This window comes from Halosimplex rubrum (genome assembly GCF_013415885.1).
Taxonomy (GTDB): Archaea; Halobacteriota; Halobacteria; order Halobacteriales; family Haloarculaceae; genus Halosimplex; species Halosimplex rubrum.
On the sequence record NZ_CP058910.1, the window covers coordinates 2,416,412 to 2,435,463 of the forward strand.

Annotated in this window: 23 protein-coding genes; 12 read left to right on the top strand and 11 right to left on the bottom strand. The window is 69.2% G+C overall.

The features are described 5' to 3' along the window. The first annotated feature begins 113 nt into the window (after nt 1-113). Both HZS55_RS11965 and HZS55_RS11970 read left to right on the top strand, forming a co-directional pair. Nucleotides 114-308, top strand: coding sequence for a methytransferase partner Trm112 (locus HZS55_RS11965; RefSeq protein ID WP_179907892.1), 195 nt, complete (start codon nt 114-116; stop codon nt 306-308). Nucleotides 309-358: 50 nt separating this feature from the next. Continuing rightward, nucleotides 359-937, top strand: coding sequence for a DUF7524 family protein (locus HZS55_RS11970; protein ID WP_179907893.1), 579 nt, complete (start codon nt 359-361; stop codon nt 935-937). Nucleotides 938-962: 25 nt separating this feature from the next. Here HZS55_RS11970 and HZS55_RS11975 read toward each other — a convergent pair whose 3' ends face one another. The 3 genes from HZS55_RS11975 to HZS55_RS11985 form a co-directional block, all read right to left on the bottom strand. After that, entirely contained in the window at nt 963-2,141 is a 1,179-nt protein-coding gene (locus tag HZS55_RS11975; RefSeq protein ID WP_179907894.1) for a DR2241 family protein, read from the bottom strand. Nucleotides 2,142-2,260: 119 nt separating this feature from the next. Next, entirely contained in the window at nt 2,261-2,599 is a 339-nt protein-coding gene (locus tag HZS55_RS11980; protein ID WP_179907895.1) for a DUF7521 family protein, read from the bottom strand. Further along, nucleotides 2,596-2,940, bottom strand: coding sequence for a winged helix-turn-helix domain-containing protein (locus HZS55_RS11985; RefSeq protein ID WP_179907896.1), 345 nt, complete (start codon nt 2,938-2,940; stop codon nt 2,596-2,598). The genes HZS55_RS11980 and HZS55_RS11985 overlap by 4 nt, the downstream gene beginning before the upstream one ends. A 103-nt stretch (nt 2,941-3,043) precedes the next feature. On the opposite strand from HZS55_RS11985, the gene HZS55_RS11990 reads away from it, so the two are divergent. After that, complete coding sequence (locus tag HZS55_RS11990) at nt 3,044-3,202, top strand: hypothetical protein (RefSeq protein WP_006885679.1); 159 nt, start codon at nt 3,044-3,046, stop codon at nt 3,200-3,202. 9 nt (nt 3,203-3,211) lie between these two features. Here HZS55_RS11990 and HZS55_RS11995 read toward each other — a convergent pair whose 3' ends face one another. After that, on the bottom strand, nt 3,212-4,087 hold the full coding sequence (locus HZS55_RS11995; protein ID WP_179907897.1) for a CbiX/SirB N-terminal domain-containing protein: 876 nt from the start codon (nt 4,085-4,087) through the stop codon (nt 3,212-3,214). Between the two features lie 113 nt (nt 4,088-4,200). Here HZS55_RS11995 and HZS55_RS12000 point away from each other — a divergent pair, with 113 nt between their 5' ends. From HZS55_RS12000 to HZS55_RS12010, 3 genes are all read left to right on the top strand, one after another. Further along, a complete protein-coding gene (locus HZS55_RS12000) occupies nt 4,201-4,674 on the top strand; it encodes a DUF7523 family protein (protein WP_179907898.1) in 474 nt (157 codons plus the stop codon). A gap of 57 nt (nt 4,675-4,731) precedes the next feature. Further along, nucleotides 4,732-5,505, top strand: coding sequence for a hypothetical protein (locus HZS55_RS12005; RefSeq protein WP_179907899.1), 774 nt, complete (start codon nt 4,732-4,734; stop codon nt 5,503-5,505). A gap of 200 nt (nt 5,506-5,705) precedes the next feature. Then, nucleotides 5,706-6,845 carry an acyl-CoA dehydrogenase family protein gene (locus tag HZS55_RS12010; protein WP_179907900.1) on the top strand — a complete coding sequence of 380 codons (1,140 nt, stop codon included), beginning with the start codon at nt 5,706-5,708 and terminating at the stop codon, nt 6,843-6,845. 25 nt (nt 6,846-6,870) lie between these two features. On the opposite strand, the gene HZS55_RS12015 is transcribed toward HZS55_RS12010, so the two are convergent. The 3 genes from HZS55_RS12015 to HZS55_RS12025 form a co-directional block, all read right to left on the bottom strand. Next, entirely contained in the window at nt 6,871-7,389 is a 519-nt protein-coding gene (locus HZS55_RS12015) for a GNAT family N-acetyltransferase (RefSeq protein WP_179907901.1), read from the bottom strand. Nucleotides 7,390-7,466: 77 nt separating this feature from the next. After that, nucleotides 7,467-8,168, bottom strand: coding sequence for a helix-turn-helix domain-containing protein (locus HZS55_RS12020; protein ID WP_179907902.1), 702 nt, complete (start codon nt 8,166-8,168; stop codon nt 7,467-7,469). A 77-nt stretch (nt 8,169-8,245) separates the two neighbouring features. Continuing rightward, nucleotides 8,246-8,803: a transporter gene (locus HZS55_RS12025; RefSeq protein WP_179907903.1), complete on the bottom strand. Its 558-nt coding sequence runs from the start codon at nt 8,801-8,803 to the stop codon at nt 8,246-8,248. 150 nt (nt 8,804-8,953) lie between these two features. On the opposite strand from HZS55_RS12025, the gene HZS55_RS12030 reads away from it, so the two are divergent. The 3 genes from HZS55_RS12030 (at nt 8,954) to HZS55_RS12040 (ending at nt 11,996) form a co-directional block, all read left to right on the top strand. Then, nucleotides 8,954-9,865 (top strand): mechanosensitive ion channel family protein, encoded by a 912-nt coding sequence (locus HZS55_RS12030; RefSeq protein ID WP_179907904.1) that lies wholly within the window; start codon nt 8,954-8,956, stop codon nt 9,863-9,865. A gap of 365 nt (nt 9,866-10,230) precedes the next feature. After that, entirely contained in the window at nt 10,231-10,449 is a 219-nt protein-coding gene (locus HZS55_RS12035; RefSeq protein WP_179907905.1) for a hypothetical protein, read from the top strand. Between the two features lie 41 nt (nt 10,450-10,490). Beyond that, on the top strand, nt 10,491-11,996 hold the full coding sequence (locus tag HZS55_RS12040) for a replication factor C large subunit (protein WP_179907906.1): 1,506 nt from the start codon (nt 10,491-10,493) through the stop codon (nt 11,994-11,996). A gap of 40 nt (nt 11,997-12,036) precedes the next feature. On the opposite strand, the gene HZS55_RS12045 is transcribed toward HZS55_RS12040, so the two are convergent. The 3 genes from HZS55_RS12045 to HZS55_RS22640 form a co-directional block, all read right to left on the bottom strand. Next, on the bottom strand, nt 12,037-13,158 hold the full coding sequence (locus HZS55_RS12045; protein ID WP_179907907.1) for a type IV pilin N-terminal domain-containing protein: 1,122 nt from the start codon (nt 13,156-13,158) through the stop codon (nt 12,037-12,039). Nucleotides 13,159-13,257: 99 nt separating this feature from the next. Beyond that, on the bottom strand, nt 13,258-13,569 hold the full coding sequence (locus HZS55_RS12050; protein WP_179907908.1) for a hypothetical protein: 312 nt from the start codon (nt 13,567-13,569) through the stop codon (nt 13,258-13,260). A 63-nt stretch (nt 13,570-13,632) separates the two neighbouring features. Continuing rightward, complete coding sequence (locus tag HZS55_RS22640; protein ID WP_179907909.1) at nt 13,633-14,478, bottom strand: COX15/CtaA family protein; 846 nt, start codon at nt 14,476-14,478, stop codon at nt 13,633-13,635. A gap of 285 nt (nt 14,479-14,763) precedes the next feature. Here HZS55_RS22640 and HZS55_RS12060 point away from each other — a divergent pair, with 285 nt between their 5' ends. Together HZS55_RS12060 and HZS55_RS12065 are read left to right on the top strand one after the other, a co-directional pair. Further along, nucleotides 14,764-17,031, top strand: coding sequence for an NADP-dependent malic enzyme (locus HZS55_RS12060; protein ID WP_179907910.1), 2,268 nt, complete (start codon nt 14,764-14,766; stop codon nt 17,029-17,031). 87 nt (nt 17,032-17,118) lie between these two features. Beyond that, nucleotides 17,119-17,499, top strand: a complete 381-nt coding sequence (locus HZS55_RS12065) for a hypothetical protein (RefSeq protein ID WP_179907911.1) — start codon at nt 17,119-17,121, stop codon at nt 17,497-17,499. Here the strand turns inward: HZS55_RS12065 and HZS55_RS12070 are convergent, their stop codons facing one another. Continuing rightward, entirely contained in the window at nt 17,500-18,165 is a 666-nt protein-coding gene (locus HZS55_RS12070; RefSeq protein ID WP_179907912.1) for a ribonuclease H family protein, read from the bottom strand. A 100-nt stretch (nt 18,166-18,265) separates the two neighbouring features. Between HZS55_RS12070 and HZS55_RS12075 the strand changes: the two genes are divergently transcribed. After that, complete coding sequence (locus HZS55_RS12075; protein ID WP_179907913.1) at nt 18,266-18,901, top strand: IS6 family transposase; 636 nt, start codon at nt 18,266-18,268, stop codon at nt 18,899-18,901. Nucleotides 18,902-19,052 lie beyond the last annotated feature (151 nt).

The window sequence follows — 19,052 nt, forward strand, 5'->3', positions numbered from 1 at the left end:
GTGAGTGCGATAGCGTTGTTGCCGGCACCTCCCGGTCGGTCGAACGCGACGGGTTCGGGGCCGCTCGCCGTCCGTCCGGCACGCTTTTTTGCTCCCGTTCCGGAGAGACGTGCATGAAAGGGGACCTGCTGGACATCGTCTGCTGCCCGCTGGACAAACACGACCTCGAACTCGACGCGACCGAGCGCGAGGACGGCGAGATCGTCACGGGGACGCTCACCTGCACCGAGTGCGGCGAGGTCTACCCGATCGAGGACGGCATCCCGAACCTGCTGCCGCCGGACATGCGCGACGAGGCGCCGGCCTGAGCGCGCGACGGCCCTGAACCTTTTTCTACCGGCCGCGCCGACTGACGGACGTGCCAGGGGATACGCTGCCCGTCCACGTCAACCGGGACTCGCTCCACGCGGTTGAGGTGCCCGACGCCTTCGAGACGGACGGGTCGTTCGACATCGGCGTGGTCAACCACGGCGGGTCGGTCCACGTCCACCTCCACCTCGACGACGACCTCTCCGAGATCGCGTCGGTCGAGGCCAGTAACCACTTCGTCGACAGCGAGAGCCAGCGGACGGTCCACGTCAGCGTTCGGGGCGCGGGCGAAGCGACCGGAACCCTGAAGATCGCCTCCGCCTACGGCGCCGAGACCCGCTACGTCACCGTCCGGATCACCGAACCCGACGAGGAGGAGTCCACCGTCGAGGTCGACGAGTCCCTCTCACAGCCCCAGCCCCGCGAGCCCGACTCCGGCGGCGACGGCGCCGCGGGCGCCGCGCTCGCCGCCAGCCCGCAGCTGGTCGTCCTCGCGCTCGGCGTCGTCGCGCTGGGCGTCGCCGCGGCCGTGGCCCTGCTCGTGGACGAGATCGTCGTCGTCGCCGGCGCGCTCGCGGTGCTGGTCGGCGTCGTCGTCGCCGTCTACATCGCGCTCGCCGGCGACTAACTACCGGAGTCGGCCGAGCGCGCGGCTATCCGCTCGCTTCCTCGTCCGCTTCGTCCTCGTCGGCCGACCGCTCCTCGGCCCCGCCGGCGTCCGCACTCCCGGCGTCGTCGTCCGGCTCGGTCGGGACGCCCGAGAGGTTCCCCTCGTCGTCGAAGCGCTTGGCGCGCAGGAATCGCGCGCGGTAGCGGTTGGCGTCGTCTTTCACGTCGGCCTCGCGGATATCGTCGCTCCGCCCGTCGGCGACGGCGCCGACGATCTCCTCGATCTGTTCCTTCTCGCTCGGCGTGAGTTCGAACTCGTACGTCCGGGACTCCTCGCCCTCCAGTTTCGTCCAGCGGCGGGCCGCGGAGATGACGACCGAACAGGGCTCGCGGCAGGGGAACTCGCCGTCGCCGCCGTCGACGTCGAGGTCGGTCTCCTCGTCGTACTGCCACTCCCGACGCTTGAGACACTGGGAGTCGTCACAGCAGGCCTCGGCGACCCAGTCGACGTGTTCGTGGCCCTCGCCGCGGTCCCAGGTCCTGACGACGCCGTAGATGCCGCTCTGCCGGTCGACGGTGTCGCGCCAGTGGGAGACATCGAGCGCGCCTTCCCGCTCGCGGTGCCAGTTGGCGACCGTCGCCGGGTAGACGTACTCGACGGCGGTGACCAGATCGGCCGGCCCCAGACCGGAGAAACGCCACCCGGTCTGCAGGGTCGGCGCGGTCTTGAGCGGGCGGTAGCGGCCCCGGTCGTCGTGTTTGGTGATCTCCCGGGCGTCCAGCGGGTCGTCGTGGTCGTCGAGGTCGGCAGGGTCGGCGTCCGCGTCGTCGACGTGTCGGAGGTCGTAGCGGCGACTCCCGGTGTCGTCGGCGGTCGCGGTGATCCGCAGCTGGCCCCACTCGCGGGTGACGCCCGCCGCCAGCGCGTCGTAGCGGTCGGGGACGCGCTCGTCGTCGGCGCGTTCGAGCCAGCGGAGAAAGGCCCACCGCTCGGCCGCCTGGGGCGCCTCGGCGTGCCAGAAGTACCAGTTGGTGACGTGGGCGGCGTAGTCGGCGGCGGCGTCGTCGATGTCGTCGCCGTGGACGACCCGCTTCGACCCCTCGTCGGTGGCGAGGACGTACCCCTCGCCCTCCGTCTCGGCCGCGAACCCGTCGAACTCGATGCCGTCCGCGGCGGCCTCGGCGACCGCCGACACCTGTGCCGGGTCCACCTGCGCGTTCATACGCGAAGCGAGGGACCGGCTCGGAATAAAGCCCTCCGTCTGCGACGATCGGTGCCGGGTCCGATCGCGGGCTTCGGTGCGGTCGGCGCGCGGTCGGAGTCGGGTGCGGTCGGGACCGGTCACCGACGCGGCACCCACAGCCCGTAGAGGATACAACAGAGGCCGACGATCGTCGCCAGATCGGCGGCCAGCGCCAGCGCGGTCCGGACGGTCGACCGCAGGCCGGGCGCGAACGTCGCGACCGCGTCGAGGGCGGCGAAGCCGCCGAACAGGACGCCCGGCGTCCAGAACGCGACGAGGAAGCCCGCGGCGACGAACAGCATCGGAAGGCTCTCGTTGCGGCGATATCCGCGGTAGGCGACGTAGCCGACGGCGAACCCGAGGACGGCGATGACGGCGGTCGTGACTCCCGGAACCAGCCCGTCCGCGGTCGCCGCGAAGTGTAGTGGTGCGGTCATCTCAGGTCCTCCACGAACTCGGTGAAGCGGTCGGCCATCCGCCCGCGGCGGGTGAGCCGTATCTCGAAGCCCTCGTCGGTGAGGTCGACGACGGCGCGGTCGAGCGTCGCGGTGTACACCTTGTAGTGGTGGCCCTCGGCGTCGGCGCGGGTCTGCTCGGCGACCAGGTCGGCCTCGCGCAGCGTCTCCAGCCGGCGGTAGACCGTCGGGCCGGACACCGAACAGCGCTCGGCGAGGTCCTCCGCCGAGAGCGCCTCGGCGGCCGTGGCTTCGAGGATCGTCCGCGCGCAGTCGTCGCCGAGCAGCGACGCCACGGTGTCGACGTCGGTGTCCTCATCCACACGTATCCACCGTCCCCTCGGAGTGTCAAGCCAGTGGCTCGACTTCACTCGATGAAGCCGCGGCTACCCCCTTAACTGGTTCGGCCCGGTAGGTGAGAGCGCAATGGTCGCAATCGACGAAACCACCCTCGGCCTCGCGTTCGCCGTCCTCGGCGTCGTGTTCTCGATCGCGTGGCTCGCGCTCGGGCTGTACGGCATCAACTCCCTCCGGGAGATCCGGTCGGCGCTCGCCGACGACGACGCGGACGGTAACGGCTCGTAGTCCGTCCGCTCAGTCGTCCGCGGGCTCCGCGCTCCCGGTCTCGTTCCGCACGCGCTCGACGGCGTCGGCCACGTCGGCGCCGGCGTCGGCGGCCCGTTCGAGCACCACGTCGGCCATCAGCGGTTCGGTCCCCACGGCCCCGGAGTACCAGATCCGGTGGCCGTCGACCTCGGCCGGAGTCGACCAGCCCTCGCGGTAGTCGTCGGTCAGCCCCATGTCCTCGGGGATGTCCTCCTGGGTGTGGTAGCCGTCGGCGATGAAGAGCGGAACGACGACCACGTCCTCGCTCTCGAAGAAATCGGTCACGTCGTCGACCTCCGGGTCTTCATCCATGAACAGCGCCTTCACCTCGTCGAACCGGTCCATCTCGCGGATGCGGTCGGCGTGGTACTCGATTGCCTTCGCGGAGTTCTCGTTGCGCTCGGTGCCGTGGCCGACGACGGCCAGGCCGAACCCGTCGCCCACGCCGGGGTCGCCGGTCACCGACTCCGCGCGGCGGACGATCACGTCGCTCATCGCCTCGTGCGTGCCGACCGGGCCGCAGTAGTGGACCGTCTTGTCCACGTCGGTCGGCCGGAGCGTCGCGTGGGTGGCGCTGGTGCCGTCGGAGTCCCACGCCTCGGGGTCCCACTCGTCGAGGCGCAGCTCCCGGGGGATGACCTCCTCGGTGAAGTAGCCCTCCGAGACGAACAGGGGGACGACGTACACCTCGTCGCTCTCGACGGTCCGGAGGACTTCGCGGAAGGAGGGCTCCTCCTTCCAGAACCCTTCCCGTACCTCGTCGAAGGCGGCGGTCGCGCGGATGGTGTCTGCGTGGTCGAACGTCGGCGCGCTCGACCCCGCGTTGAGGTGCGAGCCGTGTGCGACGATGACGAGCGCTTCCATACCCGCGCGTACGGACGAATCCCCCAAAGGGGTGTCGTTGGCTCGCTCCGAGAGGCAGCCCCGGACGCCGCTCGCCCGGGGGATTTTTCGCGGCCGGCGTCCATCCGGCGGGTATGACACTCGCCGCGGACACCCGCGAGGCCGTCCGGCGCCACCCGTTCCTCTACGACGCGCTCCGTGCGCGCGTGGTCAACTACACCGCCGTCGCCCGCTTTCTCGATGTCGAGGGCGAGACCGACGCGGTCGTCGCCGCGCTCCGCCGGTTCGCCGAGGACCTGCCCGACTACGAGCGGCCCGGCGACTCCCCGCCGGTGAGCATGCGGAGCGGCCTCGGCGAGGGCGACCCCGCCGACGCCGTCCTCGCGGTGGGCGACCTCGCGCTCGTCCCCGACGGGGGGTCGCTCACGGCGATCACCGCCGGCGGCGAGGCCGACGCCGCGGGGCTCCGGCAGGTGCTCGGCCGGCTGGAGACCGCCGAGGTGTCCGTCGAAGCGGCCGCGGCGGGCGGCGGGTCGCTCGTGGTCGTGGTCGGTCGACGGGACGGTGCCGACGCGGTGCGCGCGGTGGAGGACGCGCTCGCGGCGTAGGCCGCCGCTCGAACGCCATCCGTAGATTTAACACGGATATTCGGTATTGTGAGTGACGTGTCGACGACGACGATCAGGGGCACGGTGGGCGGCCTCGGACGACGGGCGAACCCCGCGTTCGCGGTCGCGGTCGTCTTCCTGCCGCTCGCCGCCCTCGGGTACGCGCTCACGGTCGCATCGGTCCAGAACCACACCTACGTCCACGTCATGGCGGGCGTGCTGTGGACAGGTACCGATATCTTCATCGGCGCCGTCCTCGGCCCGGTCGTCGGCGGCCTCGACGACGAGCAGAGCGCCGCCGTCTTCCGGCGGCTGACCCCCAAGACCGCCTTCTTCCTCCCGTCGCTCGCCACCGTCACCATCGCCTCCGGGCTGGCGCTCGCCCAGCGGATCGGCGTGTTCACCCACGCCGAGCCCTGGCTCGCGCTCTTTACCGCCGCGAACCTGATCCCGACGCTGCTGTTGATCGGCACGCGACTCGACTGCTACCGCGACCGCCGCTGGCAGGCCGTCTTCGCCGTCGCGACCGTCGGGTCGCTGGCCTGGGTCGCGACCACCATCGGCGAGTTTCAGATGACTCGGCCCACCGTCGTGATCGCGCTGGTCATCGTCACGATCCTGACCGTTCAGGGCTTTGGCTTCCTGATGCCCGGCGAAGTCCGGATGTACATGGAGATGATCTCCGCAGACCCCGACGCCTCGGTCATCGCTTCGATCGGCAAGCAGAACGCCATGCTCGGCGCCGTTCAGGGCGCCTTCCAGTTGCTGCTCATCCTCGACATGGTGTACATGACACAGGGCACCATCCCCTGGGTCCCGTTCCTCGGGTGAGCGGGCGTCGGGAGCCGACGACCCACCGCGCGAGGCCGCTTCACGGCGCTTCGCGCCGGCTCCCGGTTCGCATCGAGGTCCCGCCGGCCGCGCCTCGCACCGCCCGACAGCGCGCGCCGCACTGCGACGACCCCGCCGGGAGACGAACCACCGCTCACCGCCGACACAGCCTTTATTCTCGCCGCCGGCAATATTTGCGTATGGACTTCACCCTCCCCGAGGAACACCGGATGATCCGCGAGACGGTGCGGGAGTTTTGCGACGCGGAGATCGAGCCGATCGCCCAGGAGATCGAGGACGAACACCGCTTCCCCGCGGAGGTGTTCGACGAACTCGCGAAGCTGGACGTGATGGGCGTCCCGGTGTCCGAGGAGCACGGCGGTCTCGGCGGCGACCAGCTGATGTACGCGCTCGTGACGGAGGAACTGGGCCGGGTGTCCGGGTCGATCGGGCTCTCCTACGCCGCACACGTCTCGCTGGCGAGCAAGCCCATCGAACTGTTCGGCACGGCGGCCCAGAAGGAGCGGTGGCTCGAACCGCTCGCGACCGGCGAGCGGCTGGGGTCGTGGGCGCTCACGGAGCCGGGGTCGGGCTCGGACGCCTCGGACATGGACACGACTGCCGAACGGGACGGCGACGAGTGGGTGATCGACGGGACGAAGCAGTTCATCACGAACGCGAACGTCGCGGGCTCGGTGCTCGTGAAGGCCGTGACCGAGCCCGAGGCGGGCTACGACGGGATCTCGACCTTTATCGTCGACCCCGAGGACGACGGCTTCGAGGTGACGACGGTGTGGGACAAGATGGGCCTGAACGCCTCGCCGACCTGCGAGATCCGGCTCTCGAACGTGCGACTCCCCGAGGACCGCCTGCTCGGCGAGCCCGGGGAGGGGTGGGACCAGACGAAGCAGACGCTCGACGGCGGTCGGATCTCGATCGCCGCGCTGTCGGTCGGGCTCGCTCAGGGCGCCTTCGAGGCCGCGCTCGAATACGCCAAGGAACGCGAGCAGTTCGGCCAGCCCATCGGCGAGTTCGACGCGGTGCGGGACATGCTCGTCGCGATGGACCGGAAGATCGAGCGGGCGCGCCTGCTGACTCACAAGGCCGCCGTGGCCTACGACAACGGGGAGGACGTGACGCGGCTGTCCGCGATGGCGAAACTCGACGCCTCGGAGGTCTCGCGGGAGGTCGCCGAGGACGCCGTGCAGGTGCTGGGCGGCTACGGCTACACGACCGACTTCGCGCCCCAGCGCTTCTTCCGCGACGCGAAGCTCATGGAGATCGGCGAGGGGACCAGCGAGATCCAGCGGCTCGTCCTCGGCCGGGAACTCGGGCTGTAGCGGCGAGCGGCGGTCGTCTCGGCGACTACCACTCGCTCGCGAGGACGCCGTACCGCTCCAGGTCGACGCGCTCGCCGCGGGCGAACCCCTGGCCGGGCAGCGTGGCCTCGTGGTCGAAGCCGGCCTTCTCCAGCACGCGCGCCGAAGCGTCGTTGAACGCGAACACGCGGGCCCAGACCTTGCCGAGGCGGCGCTCCTCGAAGCCGTACGCGACCATCCGCCGGACGGCCTCGGTGGCGTACCCCTCTCCCCAGTGGTCGGGGTGGAAGAAGTACGCGAGTTCGGTCGTCCCCCACTCCTCGCTGAACTGCCGGAAGCTGACGGTCCCGACGCGCTCGCCGTCGACTCGCAGGCAGAACTGGACGCCGTCCTCGCCGAGGGACTCGAACCACTCGCGCTCGTCGGCCATGTTGACCGGCTCGGTCGCCGCCAGCCCCTCGCGCACCTCGGGGTGGTTGATCAGGTCGCGGAAGAACTCCAGATCGTCCTCCTCGATCGGGTGAAAGGTCACCCGCTCGGCCTCCATGAACACCGGTCCGCTCATGCTCGCCGCGACGCCGGCGAAGGCCTTCAGCGTTCCTCCGCCGTGGTATCCTGTCGCACCAGCGGAGCGACGGACTCCTACGGTAACTCGCGCACGCGGGCGAGCATCTCGTCTAAGTCGGTCGGACAGGCCGCCAGCGAGTAGCCGTCGATGCGGGCGAGTTCGCCGGCGTGTTGCCAGACGCTCTCGTCGTCCAGTCCCTGGAGGACGACGGCGTTGGGCGTCGGGTTCAGCACGCGCAGGGCGACCATCGCGCCCTCGCCGCTGGTGACGTTGGTGAACACGAGGGCGCGGTTGGTCGACTGGCCGTACAGGCGGTAGAACTCCTCGGACGACAGCCTGGAGATGGCCTGGATGCTGTCGATGACGGTGTGGCCGGCGACGGTCTCCTGGGCGCCGGAGACGATCTCGGTGGCGCCGATGGCGTCGTAGAAGTCGCCGACCGGGACGGCCGTGGGGTACTCGCGGAGGTCGTGGACGATGTCGGCGTCGAACCCCGCCGAGAGGACGCGGGCGTGCTGGCGGATGTGGCTGCCCCCGCGGCGCTCGTCGATGGTCAACAGCGCCTCGACGGTGCGTTTGACGACGCCGATGCCCGGGCTCTCGCGGCGGCCGCTCTCGTAGTCCGAGACGACCGAGGGCGAGACGCCGAGCTGGTCGGCCAGCTCCGTCTGGGCGACTTCGAAGTCGGTGCGCCACTTCCGGAGGGTCCCGCCGGGGTCGTCGCTCAGGGCGATCTCGCCCGCGATCTTCTCGGCCAACTCGCGGCGCTCTCCCATTTGCCCGAGCATCGACGACTGACGATAAAAGCGTGTCGAACCGCCGAGAGCGGCCCGTCTCCCCCGACTCCGCCGCTTTAGTCCGCCGAGAGGTGGCCGCCCGCCAGCCCGCCGACCGCGCCGAACACCAGCGGATACGCGAGCCCCGCCAGCAGGACGGCGGTCACGAGCGCGGGACCGGCCGAGGGGCCGTCGCCGCTCCCGATCGCGAACACGACGGCGCCCGCCAGCGACAGCGGGAGATACCCCAGCGCGACGGCGGCGCCGTTGCGGGCGGCCGTCGCCGGCTCGCCGGCGGTGTTCCAGGCCGCGACCGCGCCCGCGAGGACCAGCAGGACCGGCGGGAGGGCGAACAGCGCGGTCAGCGCCGCCTCCTCGGCGCCGGCGACGAGGTTCACCGACCGCTGGCCGAGCAGCGATATCTGGACGGCGACGTTGTGCGCGTTGTAGAACAGCCACCCGACGAGCTTCCAGGCGACCGGATCGCCGGTGAACACCTCCAGCACGCCCGAGCCGAACGAGTTCTGGATCGAGCTCCCGTGCAAGAGATACACGACGAGATAGCCGAGTATCCACGCGGCGATTCCCCCTGCCAGCCCGCGACCGGCCGCTCGTTTCGCATCCGTGTCTACCATACACCCCACCGTGCGAGGCCTGCGGAAAATGCTTTCTGGCGTGGCGACGCCGACTCGCTCGCCGGTCGGTCGCCCGCGCTGGCCGCGCTCCGGCCGGTCGAACCGCGGTACGCGGTGGCTACCTTTGGGCGTGGCGCCCGGGTCGCCGCCATGGTCGCGCCCGCCGCGCCCGTTCCGCTCCAGACCGAGACGGGGACGCCGGGGAACGGGACAGCCACGCCCGGCGTCGGCCCGGCGGAACTGGTCGAGTTCGCACCGGTGGTCGTCCGCGGCGCGTGGTTCCTCCTGACGGCGACCGTCGTCCTCGTCGTCGGCCTGTTCGTCGTCGAGCCGCTGATCGCCCGCGTGGTCCGGAGACGGAACCGCGGCAACCCCACGATACAGGACGCCATCACCCGCTACGTCCGCCTGCTCGTCTTCGCCGTCGCGGCCGTCGTCGGCGCGGGCGTGGCCGGTCTCGCGAACGTCCTCACGAGTTCGGCGCTGGTCGTCGCCGCGGCGACGCTCGCGGTCGGCGTCGCCGCGCAAACCGTCGTCGGCTCGCTCGTCGGCGGGCTCGTCCTCGTGTTCGACCCGGAGTTCAGCGTCGGCGACTACATCGAGTGGGACGACGGCGAGGGCACCGTCGAGGCGATCACCCTCCGGGTCACCCGCGTCGAGAGCCCCGACGGCGCGCTGGTGACCGTCCCTAACACCGTCCTGACGAGCCAGGCGATCACCCGCCCGTTCGGCCGCGGCCGCTGCCGCGTCGTCGAGCGGGTCGACATCGACTACGCCGACGACCCCGACCGCGCGACCGAGATCCTCGAATCCGTCGCTCGCGGGCTCGACGGCGCCGCCGACCGGCCGGAACCGGTGGCGTTCGTCGACGAACTCGGCGACGGGGTGGTCCGCCTCCGAACCCACTTCTGGCTCGAAGACGCCCGCCAGCCGGCGGTGTTCGAAGCCAGGTCCGCGTTCGCCCAGGGAGTCAGACGACGGTTCGACGAGGCCGGCATCACCGTCAGCCCCGCGTCGGAACACGAACTCCGCGGGCGGATAGCCGTCGACGACGAACGGTGAGCGCCGGGACGACACCGCACCACCGCACCACCGCACCACCGCACCACCGCGACACCGCAGCGCCGGCTCGACGGCGACCGCGGCTCAGTCGTCGGCCCCGTCCGGGCGACCGCCGGGCCGGTCGTCGCCGGCCCCGGTGCCGCTCGGCGCGCTCCAGCTCAGCTCGACCGTCCACCGGCGCTCGTCACCGTCGCCCGCCGCGTACTCAACGAGGTCGACGTCGCCGGCCGGTTTCGGCCGCCCCTCGCGGTCGGGGTCGGCCCTCGCGGCTTCGTAGCGGGCGGTGAGCTGTTCGTCCAGTCCACGGAGGTACGCGTCGAGTTCCGCGAGGACTCGCTTTCCCCACCGGAACCCGCGAAGTGACGATGGCCGTCCTGACGGACGAACACGTCCCGAGTGTGTTTATCACGACGCTCCGGTCGAACGGCCACGAGGTCGTCCACGCGGGACTCGTGGTGTACACCGACGCGAACTATCTCCGAGATGATCCGGAGGACGCCGTTCGAACGCTCGAACGCGTCTTCGCTCACTATCCGCCCGAGGAACTGCACGGCGGGCTCGTCTGGCTGGACCAGTGGCGGTAGCTCCGAAACCACTAACCCCCTCACACGCTTCTCTCCCGCCAATGGACTGGACGGAGAAATACCGGCCGTCGTCGCTCGACGAGATCCGCGGGAACGACAAGGCCCGCGACGCCCTCCAGGAGTGGGCGGACACCTGGGACGACCACCGGGAAGCGGTCGTGCTCCACGGCTCGCCGGGGATCGGCAAGACCTCCGCGGCGCACGCGCTGGCCGGCGACGAGGGGTGGGCGACCATCGAACTCAACGCCTCGGACTCGCGGACGAAGGACGTGATCGAGCGGGTCGCCGGCGAGGCCGCCAAATCGGGGACGCTCACCGCCGGCGAGGCCGGCCGCCGCGTCGTCATCCTCGACGAGGCCGACAACCTCCACGGCAACGTCGACCGCGGCGGGTCGGCGGCGATCACCTCGCTGGTCAAGGAGGCCAGCCAGCCGATGATCCTCATCGCCAACGACTTCTACGAGATGTCTTCGGGCCTCCGCAACGCCTGCCGGGAGATCGAGTTCCGCGACGTGTCCAAGCGGTCGATCGTGCCCGTCCTCCGGGACCTCTGCCGGAAGGAGGGCGTCGAGTACGACGACGCCGCGCTCGACCAGATCGCCGAGATGAACAGCGGCGACCTGCGGGGTGCGATCAAGGACCTCCAAGCGATGGCCGAGGGTCGCGACCGCATCGGCGCCGACGACGTGGTGACGGGCGAGCGCGACAAGACACAGGGGGTGTTCGACTACCTCGACACGGTGATCAAGGAGGCCGGCGCGGAGGAGGCGCTGAAGGCCTCCTACGACGTGGACGAGACGCCCGACGACCTGATCAACTGGATCGAGGACAACATGCCCAAGGACTACGAGGGCGAGGAGCTGGCGGTCGCCTACGACTTCCTCTCGAACGCGGACCGCTGGCTCGGTCGCGTGCGCGCGACGCAGAACTACACGTTCTGGCGCTACGCCGGCGACAACATGACCGCCGGCGTGGCCGCCGCGCGCCGCGAACCCAAGGGCGGGTGGACCCGCTACGGCCCCCCCAGTTACTGGTCGAAGCTCGGCCGCTCGCGGGGGACCCGGAACAAACGGGACTACGTCGCACGGCGGATCGCCGAGGCCGGCGGCGTCAGCATGTCGACGGCTCGTCGGGAGATCCTGCCCCATCTGTCGGTGATGACCCACCACTGCAAGAACCGCGAGCTGACCGTCGCGATGGCGGCGAAGTACGAACTGGAAGCCAAGCACGTCTCCTTTATCACCGGCAGCGGCGAGGACACTAACAAGGTCCAGTCGATCGTCGAGGACGCCGAGCGCCTGCGCGAGGAGCGAGCCGTCGAGAACGCCGGCGGCGCCTTCGAGAACGCCCGATCGGGCGAGACCGACGAGGGCGATGGCAGCGACGCCGAAGCGGCCGACGAGGGGGACGCCGAGGGCCAGCCCCCCCAGGCGTCGCTCGACGGGTCGGGGAGTGCGAGCGAGACGGCAGCGGAGGAGGTCGGCGACGAGCCCGACGAGCCGGCCGACGAGGACGACTCTCAGTCGGGGCTCTCAGATTTCATGTAGGCGTCACCCTGGGCGGACCCGTCGAACTGCCGACGCAGGGTCACTGGCGTGGTCCGTCGAGGACCCCGGGCGTGATAAGCAGGTTGTCGAAGGCCGCCCACCCGGAGTAGTGGTAGCCGACCAGCCGGAAGGTGAAGCCCGACAGCTCGGTATCGGTGATAATCGCCTGTTCCCCGGTGGAGTCGACGGTCGCGGTGATCCGCCCGTCGGCGTCCCAGGTCACGCGCAGGGGCTGCCACGACCCCCGCTCGAAGGCACCGTCGCTGTTGCGCTGGACGACAGGCTTGCTCGAGTCGGCGGACGAGAACTTGTCGTGATGTCGGCTGACTTCGACGAACTCGCCCTTGAAGTTGCTCCTGGCCTTGATCTCGTACCCGCGGTCGGTCTCCGGGTCGTACTGGAGGAAGACGTCGAGCCCGGACATCCCGGAGACGTACAGGTCGACCGTGAGCGTCAGCGGCGGTTCGAGCGAGACCGCCTGGACGGGCTCGAGATACCGCGATTCCGTCCGGTGTTTGACGGCGTACTCGCCGCGGCTCGGGTCCGAGACGACGTGGTACGACTCCGTGTCGTCGTCCCCGCTGGGAAACTGTGTCACCGAGAAGTCGTCGAGCGTCCCGTCCTCGAAGTCGCTCTCCCAGAGCGGGGCCGACGCCGTGGCAGTCGCGGGTTCGGACGGTGCCGGTGCCGGTGTCGGCGTGGGCGTCCCGGTCGTGGACGGTGTCGAGGTCGCGGTCGGCGTCGATGTCGGCGGCACGAACGTCTCCAGCGTCGTCACCGACTCCTCGCTTGGGACGTACAGCACGCGGATCGTCACCGCCGGTCCGACCGACCGCTCCCAGTTGACGGTCGCCGGCCCAACCTCGGCGGCGCTCCCCTCCTCGACCGACTGGTCGGCCGTTTCGCTCGTGGAACCCAGTTCGCTCCACGTGGCGCGCGTCCCGTCGACCGTCTCGATCACCAGATCGCTCGCGGGGATCCCGTCTCCGCCGGCGTGCGTCGCGGTGAGAGACCCGTTCGCGGAGTCGTACTCGAACTCGAACCTGGCCGAACGAGCCGTCTCGGGCCCTCCGAACAGGTCGGCACATCCGCCCAGTCCCGTCGCGAAACCTACGATCCCCGTCCCCACGAATCGCCGTCGACCGAATCCGTCAGCCGTCATTCCGCGTACCTGTGTCGTATCCGCTAATAATGTTTTCCGTTCGTAACGTCGGCGTGTGGTCCGTCGGTCGGTCACCGGCGGGGTCGAACCAGTGAACCGTCAGGGTTCGCCCGGCGCAGCGCGGTCCGCGCTCCCGGGCTCGTACCGCCAGCCGCGGTACATGAAGTAGAGCCCGACGACGAGCGAGAGAAGCGAGAGCGCGTCGAGGCCGTAGTTCAGCGCCGTGCCGGTCGGGAGCGGTCCGTCCTGCGTGACCTGCAGGAGTCCGTAGGCGAGCCAGGTGAGACACGCACCGACGTAGATCCGCAGTTTCCGGCCGGATAGCTCGCCGCGCCGGTACCGGACCGCGATCAGGCCGAGCAGGAGGAGATACGCGGCGACCAGCCCGTAGTCGACGATGTCGGGGACCATGTGGGGGCGTTGCGCGGCAGTCGGTAAGTGTCTGTGGGATGACCGAACGGGGTCGGCGGCGCGTCAGTCGGCGCGTTGGGCGCCGAAGCCGCCGGTGTCGACGATCACGCGGTTGGTGAGGACCGCGAGCCCGGCGACGGCGGCAGCGAGCAGTACCGTCGTGGCGTCGCCGTAGAGGTCGGGGAGGCCCCACTTCTGACGGCTCAACACCATGGCGACGTACAACAGCGCCGCTGCGACGGCGGTGACCGCGCGGAAACGCAGCAGGTTCGCGGGTTCGACGGCGTCCTCACTCCAGACGAGCAGCGCGACGAACGCGGCCAGGAGGGTGAACGAGACGGCGTAGTAGACGACCTGGTTGGTCGGCGGGTGGTCGAAGACGGCGAGGAACTCGAAGACGGCGACTAGCGCGACGAGGCCGCCGCCGAGGCCGACGACGGTCCGAACGACGTGGGTTCCCGGGGTATCGAACATCCGGACGGTCGCGTAGACGAGCAGCGCGAAGATCAGCGTCGCGGTCGTGAAGTGGGCGATCATGATGGCGGGATTGAACCCGCGAGGGAACATGCCGCCGGCGGTCGTCGTGATTCCGCCGAGGACGATCTGGACGGGGAGGATCGCGATGGCGGCGGTGACGGCGTAGCGGATCCGGCGGTCGTCCTGCCAGCGCCAGACGCCGTAGAGCCACCCCAGCAGCAGGAAGCCGACGACCATCGCGACGAAGCGGTGGAACCACTCGAAGAAGCTCGCCCAGTTGGCCGGGAACAGCCCCATCCAGCCGTTGCACAGCGGCCACCGCGTCCCGCAGGAGAGTCCGCCACCGGTCGATCCGGTGTGCAGCCCCAGCAGGATGAGGACGAAGGTGAGCGCCGTCGTGACGCCCGCGAGAGTCCGGAAGCGGCGGGTCATGTGCGGCGGTTGGACGCCCACGGACTTTACTCCCCTCATTTCGTCGCCGCTCGTCCGGCGAGCGGACGCCGTCCACCGAGAGCCGGAAGCGTGCGACCGATCCGCACCGATGAACGCCGTCCCGACACCGTTCCCGGCCGCGGAACGCGTTCCCGAGCGGACAGGCCGCTTTCACGGTCGCTCGACGGTAGCGATCACCGTCTCACGACTTCGACGAACGACGTTCTTCCGGTCGTCATTTGGCCCAACGCGAAAGTTTTTGCCGGTCCCGTCCGCGGATCGGATATGGGACTCGACGAGGACGCACTGGAGTATCATCGCACAGAGCCGCCCGGGAAACTGGAGATCGCGACGACCAAGCCGACGAACACCCAGCGGGACCTGCAGCTGGCGTACTCGCCGGGTGTCGCCGCGCCGTGTCTGGCGATCGACGAGAACTCGGCCGACGCCTACGAGTACACGGCGAAGGGCAACATGGTCGGGGTCGTCTCCAACGGGACGGCCGTCCTGGGACTGGGCGACATCGGCGCACAGGCATCCAAGCCCGTCATGGAGGGCAAGGGCGTGCTGTTCAAACGGTTCGCCGACATCGACGTGTTCGACGTGGAGATGGACGAACACGACACGCAGGCGTTCATCGACGCCGTCGCGGCGATGGAGCCGACCTTCGGCGGGATCAACTTAGAGGACATCAGCGCCCCGGAGTGTTTCGTCATGGAGGAGCAGCTCCGCGAGCGGATGGACATCCCCGTCTTCCACGACGACCAGCACGGCACTGCCATCATTTCCGGCGCCGCGCTGATCAACGCCGCCGAGATATCGGGCAAGAGCCTCGAAGACATGCGGATCGTCTTCTCGGGCGCCGGCGCCAGCGCCATCGCGACCGCCCGCTTCTACGTCTCGCTGGGCGCGAAGAAGGAGAACATCCTGATGTGTGACTCCTCGGGCATCATCACCGAGGAGCGCGCCGAGGCCGGCGACCTCAACGAGTACAAACGGCAGTTCGCCCGCGACGTGCCCGAGGGCGACCTGGCCGACGCGATGGACGACGCCGACGTGTTCGTCGGCCTGTCGATCGGCGGCATCGTCTCCCAGGAGATGGTCCGGTCGATGAACGAGAACCCGGTCATCTTCGCGATGGCCAACCCCGACCCCGAGATCACCTACGAGGACGCCAAGGACGCCCGCGACGACACCGTCATCATGGGCACCGGCCGCTCCGATTACCCCAACCAGGTCAACAACGTGCTCGGGTTCCCCTTCATCTTCCGCGGCGCGCTCGACGTGCGCGCGACGGACATCAACGAGGACATGAAGCGGGCCGCCGCCGAGGCGCTGGCGGAACTCGCTCGCAAGGACGTGCCCGACGAGGTCGTCAAGGCCTACGGCGACCAGCCGCTGCAGTTCGGCCCGGAGTACATCATCCCCAAGCCCGTCGACCCGCGGGTGCTGTTCGAGGTCGCGCCCGCCGTCGCCGAGGCCGCGATGGAGAGCGGCGCCGCCCGGACCGAGCTCGACACCGACGAGTACGTCGAACGGCTCGAAGCGCGGCTGGGCAAGTCCCGCGAGATGATGCGGGTCGTCCTCAACAAGGCCCAGAGCGACCCCAAGCGGCTCGCGCTGGCCGAGGGCGCCAACGAGAAGATGATCCGCGCCGCGTTCCAGCTGCAGGAACAGGGCATCGCCGAGCCCGTCCTCATCGGCGAGCGCGACGAGATCGAGGCCACCCGTGACGACCTCGGCCTGGAGTTCGAACCGGAGGTCGTCGACCCCGAGAACGGCGACTACGAGGAGTACGCCGAACGGCTCCACGAGCTCCGCCAGCGCAAGGGGATCACCCGCAGCGAGGCCTCCGAACTCGTCGAGAACGACACCAACTACCTCGCCAGCGTGATGGTCGAACAGGACGACGCCGACGCGATGCTGACAGGCCTGACCCACCACTACCCCTCGGCGCTGCGCCCGCCCCTGGAGGTCATCGGCACCGCACCGGACGCCGACTACGCGGCCGGCGTCTACATGCTGACGTTCAAGAATCAGGTCGTCTTCTGCGCGGACACGACGGTCAATCTGGACCCCGACTCCGACGTGCTCTCGGAGGTCACGAAACACACCGCGAGCCTCGCCCGGGACTTCAACATCGAGCCCCGCGCCGCCCTGCTGTCCTATTCGAACTTCGGCAGCGTCGAGAACGAGGGCACCGCGAAGCTCCGCGGCGCCGTGAGCGACCTCCACGACGACCCCGAGGTCGACTTCCCGGTCGACGGCGAGATGCAGGCCGACACCGCCGTCGTCGAGGACATCCTCAACGGCACCTACGACTTCGCCGACCTGGAGGACCCGGCGAACGTCCTCGTGTTCCCGAACCTCGAAGCCGGCAACATCGGCTACAAGCTGCTCCAGCGTCTGGGCGGCGCCGACGCCATCGGCCCGATGCTGGTCGGCATGGACAAACCCGTCCACGTCCTCCAGCGCGGCGACGAGGTCAAAGACATCGTGAATCTGGGCGCCGCTGCCGTCGTCGACGCCCAACAGCAGGAAGACGAGGAGTAGCGTAGCGTCCGGCGAGCGGAGAGCCGGGCCGCGATTCGTTCACGTCACAAGACATTTACTGCGCGTCCGCGTCTGTTCGGACAGGAGATGGAGAAGACCGTCGACGTTTCGGGCTGGCCGATGCGCGCGCTCCGGTACGCGCTGACCGGGTGCTACGCGTTCGGGACGCTGTTCGTCCTGTCGTTTTTCCTCTCGAGCGGCCTCACCGCGCTCGACGTGGCGATCCCGTACCGCGACGGACCGGTCTGGCCAGCGGCGTTCGCCGTGTTCTGGGCCGTCCTGACGGTCGAATGTGTCCGGCTCTTCGAGCGGGCGGACGGCGACTGGTGGGGCCCGATCCCCCGCGAGCAGTACCTCGGACGGTTCGCCGAAGCCGGCGGGCTCGCTCGGTACAGCTGGGAGAAAGCGATCGACGAGCTGCCCGAGGGTGAGGGAACCGACGGTGAGGACACGGGCCGCGAGCGGTGATCAGTCGCTCGCGCTGCCGCGGTCGGCCCGAGAGGGCGGCGGGTAGCGGTCGTCGCCGGCGGTCGCGGGTTCGTCGGGCAGCAGACAGCGGTCGGGTTCGCCGTTGACGTGGGCGTACTCGTCGGGGGCGTTGGCGAGCGGATGGGCCGGGTTGTACCCGCTGTCGATGCGGGCGGCGCGGATCTCCGCGAAGTCGCGCAGACGGGAGCTGATGCCCCGCCAGTGGAGGCCGATGGCGGGCGGGTGGGTCACCGAGTGTGTCGGCTCCAGTTCGGGGTCGCGGTCGGTCAGCACCGCGGCGTTGACGTTCTCGGCGAGGACGTCGTGGTCGATGAGGACGCCGACGCTCGCGTCCGCGGGCGAGCGGGCGGCGAGCACGTCGAGGCCGAGGTGCAGCGCCCGGTACTCGGCGACGTTGTTGTCGGGGGCGCGGTTGGGGACGGACAGCCGCGCGACGCGCTCGCCGTCGCGGGTCTCGATGACGACGCCCAGTCCGCCGGTGAACTCGCGGGCGTCCCCGCCGGGCGCGGTGCCGCCGTGCTCCCGGTAGGAGCCGTCGGTGGCGAGGTAGAAGTCCCGGTGGTGCGTACGAGGCGGGTGGGCGATGTGCGGCGTCGGTGCCTCGTCGAACAGGTCGCGAAGGGTCGGCCGGCCGTATGCGGCCATACGACCCTTTGGTGACACGGTAATTTAAACGTACGGGGGATTCGGGGGGCGGTGTTCAGATAAGGATGAAGAGTGAGGCGGTACGTTTTCAAAGTGATCTATGCCCGAAAACGACCGCCTCGGTGGATGTTTGGACGAGATTGACTTAGCGTTTGTTGAACGCGAGGCGACACCGAAGCTGCTGATGAAGCTCAGTATTCAGCTGCATCTTGCTGGACTTTCGCTTTCGAATACTGTTTCGTTTCTAGAGGTATTCGGTGTCAATCGTGCTCGTTCGACCGTTCACAACTGGGTTCACAAGGCCGATCTACAGCCGGAGGCTGGTCGGTCACCGGATCACGTTGCGGTTGACGAAACCGTGATCCGGATCGACGGCGAGCAGTACTGGCTGTACGCCGCCGTCGATCCCGATTCGAACGAATTACTCCACACGAAGCTTGAACCGACGAGAACGAACGCTCTCGCCGAGATGTTCTTCGGTGAACTCCGCGAGAAACACGATGTCGACGATGCCGTGTTTCTCGTCGACGGCGCCACTCCGCTGAAAGAAGCCTGCGACCGACACGGCCTCGATTTCAGATACGAACGCCATGGAAATCGCAACAGCGTCGAACGTGTCTTTCGCGAGGTAAAACGCCGAACTAATTCGTTCTCAAACTGTTTCAGTCATGTCGATCCAGCAACCGCCGATGACTGGCTTAGCTCTTTCGCGTTCGCATGGAATCGGCTTATCTGAACACTGCCGTACAGGGTGCCGAGTTATACACTGGCCAGTCTGTATGCGGTCGCTGGGTGATCCATCGAAAGACGGCTCGACGAGGTACTGGTGTCGAAATTCTACCACAAATTGAACCCAGCACTGCCAAGAGCCCCAATTCATTCGGTAT

Bases quoted from the DNA above. Each gene is read 5' to 3' on its own strand.
- HZS55_RS12020 (WP_179907902.1), bottom strand. From the start codon at position 8,168: ATGGGAGAGCGCCGCGAGTTGGCCGAGAAGATCGCGGGCGAGATCGCC.
- HZS55_RS22640 (WP_179907909.1), bottom strand. From the start codon at position 14,478: ATGACCCGCCGCTTCCGGACTCTCGCGGGCGTCACGACGGCGCTCACC.
- HZS55_RS12015 (WP_179907901.1), bottom strand. From the start codon at position 7,389: ATGAGCGGACCGGTGTTCATGGAGGCCGAGCGGGTGACCTTTCACCCG.
- HZS55_RS12045 (WP_179907907.1), bottom strand. From the start codon at position 13,158: ATGACGGCTGACGGATTCGGTCGACGGCGATTCGTGGGGACGGGGATC.
- HZS55_RS12000 (WP_179907898.1), top strand. From the start codon at position 4,201: ATGACACTCGCCGCGGACACCCGCGAGGCCGTCCGGCGCCACCCGTTC.
- HZS55_RS12030 (WP_179907904.1), top strand. From the start codon at position 8,954: ATGGTCGCGCCCGCCGCGCCCGTTCCGCTCCAGACCGAGACGGGGACG.
- HZS55_RS12060 (WP_179907910.1), top strand. From the start codon at position 14,764: ATGGGACTCGACGAGGACGCACTGGAGTATCATCGCACAGAGCCGCCC.
- HZS55_RS12035 (WP_179907905.1), top strand. From the start codon at position 10,231: ATGGCCGTCCTGACGGACGAACACGTCCCGAGTGTGTTTATCACGACG.
- HZS55_RS12065 (WP_179907911.1), top strand. From the start codon at position 17,119: ATGGAGAAGACCGTCGACGTTTCGGGCTGGCCGATGCGCGCGCTCCGG.
- HZS55_RS12025 (WP_179907903.1), bottom strand. From the start codon at position 8,803: ATGGTAGACACGGATGCGAAACGAGCGGCCGGTCGCGGGCTGGCAGGG.
- HZS55_RS12075 (WP_179907913.1), top strand. From the start codon at position 18,266: ATGCCCGAAAACGACCGCCTCGGTGGATGTTTGGACGAGATTGACTTA.
- HZS55_RS12040 (WP_179907906.1), top strand. From the start codon at position 10,491: ATGGACTGGACGGAGAAATACCGGCCGTCGTCGCTCGACGAGATCCGC.
- HZS55_RS12050 (WP_179907908.1), bottom strand. From the start codon at position 13,569: ATGGTCCCCGACATCGTCGACTACGGGCTGGTCGCCGCGTATCTCCTC.
- HZS55_RS11995 (WP_179907897.1), bottom strand. From the start codon at position 4,087: ATGGAAGCGCTCGTCATCGTCGCACACGGCTCGCACCTCAACGCGGGG.
- HZS55_RS11965 (WP_179907892.1), top strand. From the start codon at position 114: ATGAAAGGGGACCTGCTGGACATCGTCTGCTGCCCGCTGGACAAACAC.
- HZS55_RS11990 (WP_006885679.1), top strand. From the start codon at position 3,044: ATGGTCGCAATCGACGAAACCACCCTCGGCCTCGCGTTCGCCGTCCTC.
- HZS55_RS11980 (WP_179907895.1), bottom strand. From the start codon at position 2,599: ATGACCGCACCACTACACTTCGCGGCGACCGCGGACGGGCTGGTTCCG.
- HZS55_RS11975 (WP_179907894.1), bottom strand. From the start codon at position 2,141: ATGAACGCGCAGGTGGACCCGGCACAGGTGTCGGCGGTCGCCGAGGCC.
- HZS55_RS12070 (WP_179907912.1), bottom strand. From the start codon at position 18,165: ATGGCCGCATACGGCCGGCCGACCCTTCGCGACCTGTTCGACGAGGCA.
- HZS55_RS12010 (WP_179907900.1), top strand. From the start codon at position 5,706: ATGGACTTCACCCTCCCCGAGGAACACCGGATGATCCGCGAGACGGTG.